9 protein-coding genes are annotated in these 12,402 nt (G+C 55.3%); 4 read left to right on the top strand and 5 right to left on the bottom strand.

All coding sequences use genetic code 11. The annotated features are described in order from the left end of the window. Nucleotide 1: 1 nt before the first annotated feature. Complete coding sequence (locus tag CHH28_RS12005; protein ID WP_094060532.1) at nucleotides 2–1,336, bottom strand: Na(+)-translocating NADH-quinone reductase subunit A; 1,335 nt, start codon at nucleotides 1,334–1,336, stop codon at nucleotides 2–4. A 315-nt stretch (nucleotides 1,337–1,651) separates the two neighbouring features. Further along, a complete protein-coding gene (locus CHH28_RS12000; protein ID WP_233243620.1) occupies nucleotides 1,652–3,097 on the bottom strand; it encodes a glyceraldehyde-3-phosphate dehydrogenase in 1,446 nt (481 codons plus the stop codon). Nucleotides 3,098–3,280: 183 nt separating this feature from the next. Between CHH28_RS12000 and mfd the strand changes: the two genes are divergently transcribed. Further along, on the top strand, nucleotides 3,281–6,751 hold the full coding sequence (gene mfd, locus CHH28_RS11995) for a transcription-repair coupling factor (protein WP_233243619.1): 3,471 nt from the start codon (nucleotides 3,281–3,283) through the stop codon (nucleotides 6,749–6,751). After that, complete coding sequence (locus tag CHH28_RS11990; protein ID WP_094060531.1) at nucleotides 6,748–7,542, top strand: CsiV family protein; 795 nt, start codon at nucleotides 6,748–6,750, stop codon at nucleotides 7,540–7,542. Before mfd ends, CHH28_RS11990 begins: the two co-directional genes overlap by 4 nt. A gap of 121 nt (nucleotides 7,543–7,663) precedes the next feature. Here CHH28_RS11990 and CHH28_RS11985 read toward each other — a convergent pair whose 3' ends face one another. The 3 genes from CHH28_RS11985 to CHH28_RS11975 all read right to left on the bottom strand — a co-directional run bounded on the left by CHH28_RS11985 (nucleotide 7,664) and on the right by CHH28_RS11975 (nucleotide 9,691). After that, on the bottom strand, nucleotides 7,664–8,260 hold the full coding sequence (locus CHH28_RS11985; protein WP_157729893.1) for a YajG family lipoprotein: 597 nt from the start codon (nucleotides 8,258–8,260) through the stop codon (nucleotides 7,664–7,666). Beyond that, nucleotides 8,238–9,023, bottom strand: a complete 786-nt coding sequence (gene yaaA / locus CHH28_RS11980) for a peroxide stress protein YaaA (protein WP_094060529.1) — start codon at nucleotides 9,021–9,023, stop codon at nucleotides 8,238–8,240. The genes CHH28_RS11985 and yaaA overlap by 23 nt, the downstream gene beginning before the upstream one ends. A gap of 191 nt (nucleotides 9,024–9,214) precedes the next feature. Next, a complete protein-coding gene (locus CHH28_RS11975) occupies nucleotides 9,215–9,691 on the bottom strand; it encodes a prepilin-type N-terminal cleavage/methylation domain-containing protein (protein WP_094060528.1) in 477 nt (158 codons plus the stop codon). 161 nt (nucleotides 9,692–9,852) lie between these two features. On the opposite strand from CHH28_RS11975, the gene CHH28_RS11970 reads away from it, so the two are divergent. Together CHH28_RS11970 and CHH28_RS11965 are read left to right on the top strand one after the other, a co-directional pair. Then, entirely contained in the window at nucleotides 9,853–11,157 is a 1,305-nt protein-coding gene (locus tag CHH28_RS11970) for an acyl-CoA dehydrogenase family protein (protein WP_094060527.1), read from the top strand. 9 nt (nucleotides 11,158–11,166) lie between these two features. Then, nucleotides 11,167–12,387: an acyl-CoA dehydrogenase family protein gene (locus tag CHH28_RS11965; protein WP_199243896.1), complete on the top strand. Its 1,221-nt coding sequence runs from the start codon at nucleotides 11,167–11,169 to the stop codon at nucleotides 12,385–12,387. Nucleotides 12,388–12,402 lie beyond the last annotated feature (15 nt).

The following is a 12,402-nucleotide window of genomic DNA, read 5'->3' as shown; positions in this document are numbered from 1 at the left end:
ATCAACCCTCCGCCTCAATTCGAGTTAGATTTCTGCGCAGGATTGGGCCGTATTCGTACTTGCCTGGGCATACAAAGCTGCACAGGGCCAGATCTTCTTCATCCAGCTCCAGCGCACCCAGTGCAATTGCGGTTTCCATATCCTCAACAATCAGTGCACGCAGCAACTGAGTCGGCAACATATCCAGCGGCATGATTCGTTCGTACGCACCCACAGGTACCATGGCACGCTCACTGCCGTTGGTGCTGGTACTGAATGGGAACAATTTGTTCATCAGCTTAGAGATGTAGATCGGCATGACCGAGAAGCGTTCATTACCGGCGCGGAAATAGTGGAACATCGGACGGTCACGACCTTCGCGCAGCACCGCGACCTGATCGTGGAAACGACCCAAGAAAGCTTCAGCACCTGCGGCTGTGCGACCACCGAAGACAGAACCGGAAATAATGCGGTTCTCACCCTCTTCCAGCTCACCGGCTGTCAGTTGCTCCAAACTGGCACCAAACGGCACACGCAACAAGCGTGGCTTTTTCACCTGTGGGCCAGCCAAAGCGACCACGCGCTGGCTGTATATTTTGCCTGAGGTAAACAGGTGGCCAATGGCGATCACATCCTGGTAACCCACGGTCCAGACGATGCGGTTTTCGTTCACCGGGTGCAAAAAGTGAATGTGCGTACCCGGTAGACCGGCTGGGTGAGGGCCAGCAAACTCTTCCGTTTGCTCAACACCGGCGTTCGGAATATCTGCGCCCGGTGCCTTACACACGTACAGCGCGCCGTCGGTCAGCTTTTTCAGCAAGGTCAAACCGTGCTTAAACGCTTGTTGCTGCTCGGCAATCACCACCGCAGGATCCGCCGCCAATGGATTGGTATCCATGGCATTGACGAAAATCGCCTGTGGGCGGCTGTCGATCGCTGGAACACGGGAGAACGGGCGCGTGCGCAGCGCCGTCCAAGCACCGGATTTCACCAGGTTGTCGACCACCTGCTCGGCACTCAGCGTGTCTAGCTGCTCTGCGCTGTAGCTTTCAAAGGTGATTTCTTCATCACCCTCACAGCCAATCACGACAGACAAAAAGCGTCTGCGCTCTCCGCGGTTAACGGCTTGGATCACGCCGCTCGCGGGTGCTGTGTACTGCACACCTTCTGTTTTTTTATCGGTGAATAACACCTGGCCTTTCTTGACTCGATCACCGACCTGAACTTCCATCGTCGGTTTCATTCCGACGTAATCCGGGCCAACCACAGCAACTTCGCTGATGGCGGGTCCATCATAAATGGCTTGTTCAGGACTACCGGTGATGGGCAAGTCGAGACCTTTCTTGATGTTGATCATATGCCTCGCCTAATCACAATTGCCTCAAGATGCGTGCCTCCCACGTACAAAAAAAGCGCACAGCAGACTCCCCCTGTTTCAGGAAGTTCGCGGTACGTCACGATAAAAACCGTGTTTTTGCACTGGAAACAAGCACTTGGACTCATTTCCCAAGTTAAAAATCGCGCTAATTATAAAGATGGCAGTGCCAAGAATCCACCGCGGAACCGGCCTTCGGCCTAACACATTTGGCGTATGCCACCTGATTCAAAAACTGTCCGAAGCTTAGACAAAAAAAAGCCGCTGCACAGGCAACGGCTTTTTTGTCAGGCGCTCTTAGCGAGCCGGGTATGTCGCGTAGTTGACGCCACATACTTGCTGCGCAATGCGCACCACTTGGCGGCTGTAGCCGTACTCGTTGTCATACCAAACGTACAGGTTCACGTGCTGGCCATTCACGATGGTGGCCTGAGCATCAACGATGCCCGCATGGCTGTTGCCGACGAAGTCAGTCGACACCACTTCTGGTGAGTTGACCCAGTCAATTTGCTTTTGCAGCTCAGAGTGCAACGACTGCTCACGCAGGAAGTCGTTCACTTCCTCAACGCTGACTTCCTTGCTCAGGTTCAACGACAAGATCGCCATCGACACATTTGGCGTTGGCACACGAATGGCGTTGCCGGTCAGCTTGCCTTTCAACTCAGGCAGCGCCTTAGCAACGGCTTTGGCTGCGCCTGTTTCGGTGATCACCATGTTTAACGGCGCACTGCGACCACGACGATCACCCTTGTGGTAATTGTCGATCAGGTTTTGGTCGTTGGTGTAGGAGTGAACGGTTTCAACGTGACCGCTATTAATGCCATAAGCATCGTTCATCACCTTCAGTACAGGCGTGATGGCGTTGGTGGTACAAGACGCGGCCGACAGGATCTTGTCAGCGCTGTCGATGTCACCATTGTTGATGCCATACACGATGTTCTTCAGGTCGCCTTTGCCCGGCGCCGTCAGTAATACGCGTGCAGTGCCTTTGGCTTGCAAGTGCTGGCCCAGGCCGTCTTCATCGCGCCATACGCCAGTGTTATCAATCACCAGCGCATTGTTAATGCCGTACTGGGTGTAATCGATGTCCGCTGGGTTGTTGGCGTAGATCACCTTGATGTAGTTACCGTTAGCGATAATCGCTTCGTTCTCTTCATCAATGCTCAAAGTGCCGCGGAAAGTGCCATGCACGGAATCACGACGCAGCAAGCTGGCACGCTTAACCAAGTCGTCGCCTTTACCACGACGCACGACGATGGCACGCAGGCGCAGACCATTGTCACCGCCCGACTTCTCAACCAGAATGCGCGCTAACAGGCGACCAATACGGCCAAAGCCGTACAGCACCACATCACGATCTTCGCCTTCGGCTGGTGACTGACCGATGATGGCTTGCAGCTCGTCAGCGACAAAGTCTTTTACGTCGCGGCCTTCGCCTTCTTTGCGGAATTTCACCGCCAACTTACCGATATCAACGTGAGCACGGGCGATGTTCAACTCGCTCATGGCCTTCAGCACCGGATAGGTGTCGTGTACCGACAGTTCTTCGTTTTCCATGTGGCGAACAAAGCGGTGCGCTTTGATCAGCTCGATCACTGAGCGGTTGATCACCGGGCGACCGTACAGGGCAGTGACCACGTTGTTTTGGCGGTACAAACCACCAATCAGAGGAATCATGGACTCAGCGATGGACTCACGCTCCATCCAATCTTTTAAACAAGCTTCACGCATGTCTTGGCTCACGGCACACCTTCCGATTAGAAACATAAATTGGCAAATTTGGGGCGCACATTATGCCCGTGTCATCGGGGATTAACAATTGTGTGTTGCCGCATTCTGACCATCGGGTTGCTACCGGTGTGCTGGGCCTTTCGGTACACTGGGCGCCGCCGTAATTAATGACTGAATGCGAAGGAGCCAGCGCACGTGGTGTCTGCCAACCAACCCCTGTTATTGCAGCCAGAACTTCCAAGCCGTGCCGGCGAGCGCCGCTTTTGGGGCAAGTTAGAGGGCGCCAGCCAAGCGCTGGCCATTGCCGAAGCCGCCAGCCAGCATAATGGCCTGACGCTGGTGATCAGCACAGACACCAGCAGCGCCATGCGACTGGAAGATGAGCTGCGCTTCTTTGCCGCTCACTTGCCAGTACTGCACTTTCCCGACTGGGAAATCCTGCCCTACGATGTGTTTTCGCCGCATCAGGACATTATTTCGCAGCGCCTGGCGACCCTGGCACAGCTGCAGGATACTCGCACCGGCGTTTTAATCTTGCCTGTCAGCACCCTATTGCATCGTTTGCCGCCCGCCAGCTTTTACCAGGGCCAGAGTTTTGCCCTCGATGTCGGCGCCCACTTTAACGTCGACAATACCCGCTTACAGCTGGAAGCCGCCGGCTACCACGCCGTTGATACGGTCTACGAACACGGTGAATACGCCGTGCGCGGTGCCATCATGGATATCTTCCCGATGGGGCAAAGCCAGCCGTTTCGTATTGAGCTGTTTGACGACGAAATCGACAGCCTGCGCAACTTCGATCCGGACAGTCAGCGCACCATAGATAAAGTCGACAGCATTCGTATTTTGCCAGCGCGAGAGTTTCCTCTCGACAAAACCGCACTGCGTATTTTCAAAAGCCGCTGGTTTGATTTTTTTGAACAAGACCCAAAATCCACCAGCGTCTTTACCGACATTGCTAACGGCATCGCACCTCCCGGCGTGGAGTACTATTTGCCGCTGTTTTTTGCCGACCCATTGGGCAGTTTGTTTGATCATTTGCCAGCTAAAACATTGATCATTCACGACGCCGAGCTGGAAACCGCCGCACAGCAGTTTCGCCAGGAAGTGGAGCAGCGCTATGAAAGCCGCCGCTACGATATTCAGCGCCCGATTCTGCCACCAGCGGAATTGTTTTTGGCCACCGATCAGCTATTCACCCAGCTCAATCAGCACCCACGCATTCAATGGCATCAGCAGCAATTGCCTGAACGAGCGGGCGCCACAGCGTTTGCCACCCAACCGCTGGCCGATGTCAGCACCGACAGCCGCTTAGAGCAACCGCTACAGCGCTTGCTTAACTGGCTGCAAGAGCAGCCCAGGCGAGTGCGGTTTTGTGTCGAATCGGCTGGCCGTCGCGAGGCGCTCAAGGACGTGTTGCGCCGTGCCAAGCTGATACCCGACGAATTTGAAAACTGGCAACAGGCCGCCAGCAGCCCAGCGTCCCTCGGTGTTGTGATTGCGCCGCTGGAGCACAGCGTCGTCATTGACGGAACGCCACCACTGGTGCTGCTGACCGAAAACCAGCTGTTTGGCCAGCGCATTCAGCAACGTCGACGTCGGCAAAAGCAGCGCAGCGATTCAGAGATGATCGTGCGCGATCTGTCCGAACTGCAACCTGGTACTCCCGTGGTGCATCTGGACCATGGCGTTGGTCGCTACCTCGGACTAGAAACCTTAGATGCCGGCGGTGAGGTCAATGAGTTTCTAAAGCTCGAGTATTCCGGCGGTGCCAACTTATATGTGCCAGTGTCATCACTGCACTTAATTTCTCGTTATGGCGGCGGCGACGGCAGCCAGGCGCCACTGAATAAACTGGGCAGTGAAAAGTGGGCCCAGGCAAAACGCAAAGCGGCAGAAAAAATTCGCGATACCGCCGCCGAGCTGTTGGATATTTATGCCCGCCGTGAAGCACGCAAAGGGTTTGCTTTTGACGCCCCGGATCAGGATTACCAACGCTTTGCCGCCGGTTTTCCATTTGAAGAAACCCCAGATCAAGCGACAGCCATTGAAGCCGTCATTAACGATATGTGCTCAGCCCGCCCAATGGATCGCTTGGTGTGTGGTGACGTTGGCTTTGGCAAAACCGAAGTCGCCATGCGCGCTGCCTTTATGGCCGTGCAAAGTGGCAAACAGGTCGCGGTACTAGTGCCAACCACCCTACTGGCTCAGCAGCACTATGAAAACTTTGTTGATCGCTTTGCCGAGTGGCCAGTCAAGGTCGATGTGTTGTCGCGCTTTAAATCGGCTAAAGACACCCAAGCAGCCCTCGATCGCATGCTGGAAGGCAAAACCGACATTGTCGTCGGCACCCATAAATTACTGCAAAAAGATGTCAAATTTGACCACCTAGGTCTGTTGATCATTGATGAAGAGCACCGCTTTGGCGTGCAGCAAAAAGAGCGCATTAAATCCCTGCGCGCGGAGGTCGATATCTTGACCCTAACCGCTACGCCTATTCCGCGTACGTTGAATATGTCGATGGCGTCGATTCGCGATTTATCCATTATCGCCACACCGCCAGCCAAGCGTTTAAGCGTTAAAACTTTTGTGCGCCAGCACGATGGCCCGACCATTAAAGAAGCCATTTTGCGGGAGATATTGCGTGGTGGTCAGGTGTACTATCTGCACAACGAAGTCAAAAGCATTGATAAAACCGCGCGCGAATTGAGCGAAGCCATTCCAGAGGCACGCGTGGGCGTGGCCCATGGGCAAATGTCCGAGCGTGAACTAGAAAGCGTGATGAGCGACTTTTACCACAAACGCTTTAACGTACTGGTGTGCACTACCATCATCGAAACTGGCATCGACGTTCCTTCCGCCAACACCATCATTATTGAGCGCGCGGATAAATTTGGCCTGGCGCAATTACATCAATTGCGTGGCCGAGTGGGCCGCTCCCACCACCAAGCCTATGCCTATTTATTAACGCCAGATAAAAAGCTCACCACAGATGCAGAAAAGCGCTTAGACGCCATCAGTGCCGCTCAAGATCTGGGAGCTGGCTTTATGCTGGCAACCCATGACTTGGAAATTCGTGGAGCCGGTGAGCTATTGGGCGAAGAGCAAAGTGGCCAGATCGAAACCATCGGCTTTACCTTATATATGGAAATGTTAGAGCAAGCCGTCAAAGCAATGAAATCGGGCAAAACGCCATCGGCCGACCTCAGCCTGAACAGCGGCGCCGAAGTGAACTTGCATCTGCAGGCACTGATTCCGGAAGATTACCTGCCCGACGTCAACGGCCGCTTGACCCTGTACAAGCGCATCGCCAGCGCCCAGGACGACACCGAGTTAAAAGAGCTGCAAATTGAGATGATCGATCGCTTTGGTCTACTACCGGATGCGGTCAAGAATTTGTTCCGCCAAACCAGCCTTAAACTCAAGCTGCAACCGCTAGGCATTAGCAAATTAGACGCTGGCAACGACGCCGGTCGCATTGAGTTTGCCGGCGACACCCAGGTGGATCCGTTTGTATTGGTGCGATTAGTGCAAACTCAGCCACAGCGTTTCAAATTGGAAGGCGGCCACAGCTTGCGTTTCTTTTTTAACATGAGCAGTATCGACGCCCGCTTTAATGTCATCGATCAGGTGCTGACTGAGTTACAAAAGGACCCTAACGCGTGAATTGGCTCACTTCCTTAGCCCTGCTACTGGCTATCTTATTGCCCGCGACTTCTCAAGCCGCACCTTGGTATCGCATCGAGCTGATGCTGGTCGCTTATAACCAACCGGACAGCGATGGCTCTGAGCAATGGCCTGTGGCCATCGACGCACCCGCGCCACTGGCTCTGACGGATGACCCGGCGCAGGTCGATTGGTGGCTTGAACCTGTCGCCGACCAATACGCCAACAGCGCCTTGCTGGCGCGTTTTGGTATCGATTCTGTCGCCACCGCCGACTGGCCGCCGTCGCTGTCGCAACAGTCGGTTTTGGAGCTGGTGGATCCGGCAGCGCGCGTACGCTGGCGCGACGATATGCAGTTGGTATTTCACCAAGCGTGGATTGAGCCGGTACAGGAAGAAGGCAGCGCCATTCAGCACCCGCTCAACCTTTATGTGGAAGGACAAGGCGACGCCAGCATGGACATCCGCGGCACCTTCACCATCCATCTCAGCCGTTACCTGCATTTCACCACCGACTTGGTGGTGCAGCATTATCGCCGTCAGCCATCGCTGTTAACGCCGTCATTCAATACCAGCCCTGTACCGTTACACGACTTGGCCGCAGAGCGTTATCAGCGCAGCCTGGCCAGTATTGCATCATCACTAGTGCCAGTGCGCGCCGCGCATGTTCAGCAAACTCGGCGCATGCGCTCAGGCGAGTGGCACTACATCGACCACCCGCTGTTGGGCGCCATTATTAAGATCATACCGATCAAAACGGCGGCCGATTTGGACGGAGATCCCGTTAACTAACACAGCTTCTGTTTGAAAAGCGCTTCTGTTTGAAAAGCGCGAGTAGAATAACTCGCGTAAAGGTCATTTAAGGCGAGAAGCTAGGACACGGTAAAACCGCTAACAAGAAAACGGGCGCGATTTACACGCCCAAGGCCCGACGCAACTCGCTGTCACTGAACATATGCTGCCACAGTGAATCGAGCGCCTCATTGACCCAAGTTTGGTTGTATTCCTGCACCGGCGACACCGCCAGCTCCCGCGATTGGCGAATACGGTAAGGCTTGCTAAAACGTCCTTGCTCTTTAATCACCGTCACCATCAGTTCAATTTCCAACCCACACTGATTGACGATCACCCCTTCGTTGCATTGGTACATAAACGTATCGATGTCCATTTGCACCTTTAAAGCAGGCTCAGGACCTTGGCCAAAACCCAACTGACGCAACGAGTCTTGTAAGCGGCGAGTCAATAAAGTATCCAACGACTCGCTGACCAACAAAGGAGAATTCTCAGGCGCACGGCCGCCGCGGTGGCCGATCCAATCCGGTGACTTCGAACGCTGATCAACCACCCGCACTAGGGCATCGCGATTAGGCGATTGACCGGGCGACAAAGCCACACTTTGATTGAGTTCGATGGTCTGCGGCGACAGCACACAGCCACTCAAAGCCGCAGCCGCCAGCAGCGCTGCTAACTTCGCCCGCAGCAACCGCTTAGGCTGGAATGTCCTTTTCATAGCGCTTAAATACCCACTCATGTTCACCACTGTCCTCTTCACTGTAGCGATAGCCCGCTGTGTCGAACTGCTTCAACGGCTGTAACTCATCGATGCCATTGCGCACAATATAAGCGGCCATCATGCCGCGTGCTTTTTTGGCGTAAAAACTGATGATTTTAAACTGGCCGTTTTTTTCGTCTTTAAATACTGGCGTCACCAGTGGCGCCGCTAGGGCTTTTTTATTGACCGCTTTAAAGTACTCATTAGAGGCCAAATTCACCACGGCGGCGTTGTCATGTTGCGCCAACTCGTCATTCAACGATTCAGTAAGCCGGTCGCCCCAGAACTGATACAGATCTTTCCCTCGTCGGTTGGCAAACTTAGTCCCCATTTCCAAGCGATACGGCTGCATCAAATCCAGCGGTCGCAGCACACCATAAAGACCACTAAGCATCCGCAGGTGCTGCTGCGCAAAGGTCAGCTCATGTTCGTCAAAGCGTTCTGCTTCCAGGCCGGTGTAGACATCGCCTTTAAACGCCAGCATGGCAGCCTTGGCGTTATCAGCAGTAAAGGGCACGCGCCAATCGGCAAAGCGCTGGGCATTGAGCTCGGCCAACTTGGGGCTAAGTTTCATCAGACTGGCGATGTCGTCTGGTGACAGCTGTTTAAGCTCGTCCACCAGTTCGGCAGATTCCGACAAAAAACGCGGCTGCGACGCCTGCTTCGTGGTCGGCGGCGTTTCGAAGTCCAGCGTCTTTGCCGGGGAAAGAAGGGTTAACATGAAGCTGATTCCTATCTTGTCAGTGCCGTCATAATAACGACAGCCAGCACATGACCCAAATCGAATCCGCCTATTAGCGCAATCGACTGACCTTACTAGGCCTGCTAACACCAGTTAGCGGCTCTCAGCATACGTCCGAGTGCGCTTAGCAATGGATACGTGAATAAAAACATCCAAACAGAGGCGAGGAATCAACAGCCAGCATCGACCACAGTGACCGTGCAAGCGAACGAGTCGTAGATGACAACACAAGTCGTTAAATCGTAGCCGACCCAGGTGCTCTGATTGGTCACCTGCTGCTGTAACCCACCACTGAGCGCCAAGCCAATGTGATCTGGCATGGCCAGAGTATCGGCCAGCTCTGCTTGGCTTTCTGGACATAAGTTACGCCAGTCCACCTCTGACACTCCGGCTTCGGTTTCCACCAAATAGCCAGTTTGATTGCCGCCCGACACCGGGTTCGACGCCGAAGGCGACAAACCTTGCACACGCGCCTTGCTCTGCACCACAGCAATGGTGGAGCGCATGGCGCCAGCAACACCGTTTAACGTTTCGATTCTGGACTGACGCTGCAGATCGGCAAAGCGCGGCAGCGCAAACGCAGCCAACACCGCCAGCACAACTAACACCACTATCAATTCGATCAGGGTAAAGGCCCGATTATGCACGCAGACTACCTCTTGCCGGTCGAGCTAAGTGTAAACGACCCACTCAAATTGCGATACGCCACTGACACAGCCGCCACTACCGTCCGACACCAGTGCCAATGAAGCATTGTGATACAGCTGCGACACTGGCGGCAAATAACAACAACCGCAATAGGCTCAGCATGGCAAGAGACATTCAAGGCTTGGGGCTAAATATGGCCAGCCGTTTTGCTGGCAGCGAGTGGGCAGAGAAGTATGGTCTGCGCAAACCGGCCGAAAAACTGGCGTATCACTCAACCAAACAAGGTTTCAAATGGGCGGGCCAATGGCTGGCCAAGCGCAGCGCCAAGCAACAGACGCCGCGCCTGGCGGCACCGGACTCACGTGCGCTGTTTGATCTGACACTGAGCGACGAGCAGCAAATGATTCACGACAGCATGCGTGCTGTGGCACAAGATCTGCTGCGACCGGCGGCGCTCAGCGCAGATGAGGATCGGCACATCAGTCCTGAGCTGTGGCAGCAATGCCAGGATCTTGGCATCAGCCAGCTGGCCATACCGGAATCTTTTGGCGGTGCACGCAGTGATCAAGGCGACGGCATCACCACCAGCGTATTGTTGACCGAAGCTCTGGCGTGGGGCGACCTGTCGTTGGCATACAGCTTGTTGGCGCCAGCCGCGGTTGCCAGTGCCTTGCGTCAGTGGGGCAGCAGCGAGCAAATGGCACAGTGGTTTCCGCTGTGGCAACAACCTGAGCCGATAAAAGCCGCCATTGCCGTGCAGGAGGCGCATCCCTTGTTTGATCCGCAGCGTTTGAGCTGCAAAGCCAAAAAAACGCGCCGCGGATACCGACTGACGGGCGTAAAAACCATGGTGCCCTTTGCCGGGCAAGCCAGCTTCTACTTGGTCGCCGCCATGCTCAATGGCAAACCTAGAGTGTTTATTGTCGCCGCTGACAGCCCAGGACTCAGCCACCAAGCAACACCGGCCATGGGTTTGCGCTGCAGCGCAAGCGGTCAACTGACGCTCAATAAGGTGGAAGTCGGCAACGATTGTCTGCTCGGGCGCGGGCAAGCGTTTGACTATCGCGCCTTCATCGACCTTGGACAGCTACATTGGTGCGCCTTAGCCACGGGCTGCGCCCAAGCGGCGCTGGACTATTTAATCCCCTATTGCAACGAACGCGAAGCGTTTGGTGAACCCATCAGCCATCGACAGTCCGTCGCCTTTGCCATTGCCAACATCGGCATCGAACTGGAGTCCATGCGGCTGCTGACCTGGCGCGCAGCGGCACGCGCCGATCCCGGTATGAGTTTTCATCGTGAAGCGTATCTGGCCCATGTTCTGTGCGCCGACAAAGCCATGGAGATCGGCACGCAAGCCGTGCAGCTACTGGGCGGCCATGGCTTTACCAAGGAGCATCCAGCCGAGCGTTGGTACCGCGATATGCGTGCCCTATCTTGCCTATCCAGCGGCCTACATCTGTAAGGAGCCCATATGATTCATTTAGAAACTCCGAAAAAGCTGCGGCCGCTAATCCATCAAGCGCGACAAGTCGCAGAAAACGTGTTTCGGCCGATATCGCGCAAATATGATCGTGCCGAACACGCCTACCCGGTCGAGCTGGACATGCTGGCAGCAATCATGGATGGCATGAATCACGCGGCAGCGGAAAGCGGTCAAGGCCAGAGCGCCGGCGCTGGGCAACTGAAACAGCAGCGACGCAACCATGAGGGCGTGCACAACGGCGCCAATATGACCACAGTACTGGGGCTGCAAGAGTTGTGCTGGGGCGATGTTGGCCTAGCACTCACCCTGCCGCGCCAAGGCTTAGGTAACGCCGCCATCGCCGCCGTCGCCAACGACGAGCAACTGCAGCGTTTTGGCCATTGCTGGGCCGCCATGGCGATCACCGAACCGGGGGCCGGCTCAGACTCCGCCGCCATTCGCACCACGGCACAACGCGACGGCGATGATTACATCATCAACGGTGAGAAGATCTACGTGACCTCAGGTGAGCGCGCCGATGCGGTGGTGGTTTGGGCCAGCGTCGACCGCTCACTCGGGCGCGCGGCAATCAAATCCTTTGTGGTGGAGAAAGGCACTCCGGGCATGGACGTGGTGCGATTGGAGAAGAAACTGGGCATCAAAGCCTCGGACACCGCAGCCATCACCTTCACTGACTGTCGCGTGCCGGCCAGTAATCTACTCGGTTCAGCGGAAGTGAACGTTGACCAGGGCTTCGCCGGGGTGATGCAAACCTTCGACAATACGCGTCCAGTGGTTGCCGCCATGGCCGTGGGCGTGGCGCGCGCGGCGCTTGATCGTTGCCGCGAGATACTGGCGAACTACGGCATTCAAGCGGACTACAAACAACCGCTGAAAACCAGTCACAGCGTTGTCACTCAACTGTATCGCTACGAGGCTGATTGGGAAGCGGCGCGATTGCTCACGCTGAAAGCTGCTTGGATGGCTGACAATGGCCAACCCAACTCGAAAGAGGCTTCCATGGCCAAAGCAAAAGCTGGACGCGCGGCCAATGCCATCACCCTAGGCTGCGTCGAGCTGCTCGGCAGCGTGGGCTACAGCGAGGACGAACTGCTGGAGAAATGGGCACGCGATTCGAAGATTCTGGATATTTTTGAAGGCACGCAGCAGATCCAACAATTGATCGTCGCGCGGCGCCTGCTGGGCAAAACCTCTGCCGAACTCAAATAAGGATAATAACGAGGC

Origin of the sequence: Bacterioplanes sanyensis (genome assembly GCF_002237535.1) — a bacterium.
Lineage (GTDB): Bacteria > Pseudomonadota > Gammaproteobacteria > Pseudomonadales > Oceanobacteraceae > Bacterioplanes > Bacterioplanes sanyensis_A.
Note: the sequence above shows the minus strand (reverse complement) of the source record. Positions and strands in the feature narration are given on the sequence as shown.

Coding starts and splice junctions, on each gene's coding strand:
- CHH28_RS12005 (WP_094060532.1), bottom strand. CDS start 1,336: ATGATCAACATCAAGAAAGGTCTCGACTTGCCCATCACCGGTAGTCCT.
- CHH28_RS11985 (WP_157729893.1), bottom strand. CDS start 8,260: ATGAAAAGGACATTCCAGCCTAAGCGGTTGCTGCGGGCGAAGTTAGCA.
- yaaA (WP_094060529.1), bottom strand. CDS start 9,023: ATGTTAACCCTTCTTTCCCCGGCAAAGACGCTGGACTTCGAAACGCCG.
- CHH28_RS11970 (WP_094060527.1), top strand. CDS start 9,853: ATGGCAAGAGACATTCAAGGCTTGGGGCTAAATATGGCCAGCCGTTTT.
- CHH28_RS11965 (WP_199243896.1), top strand. CDS start 11,167: ATGATTCATTTAGAAACTCCGAAAAAGCTGCGGCCGCTAATCCATCAA.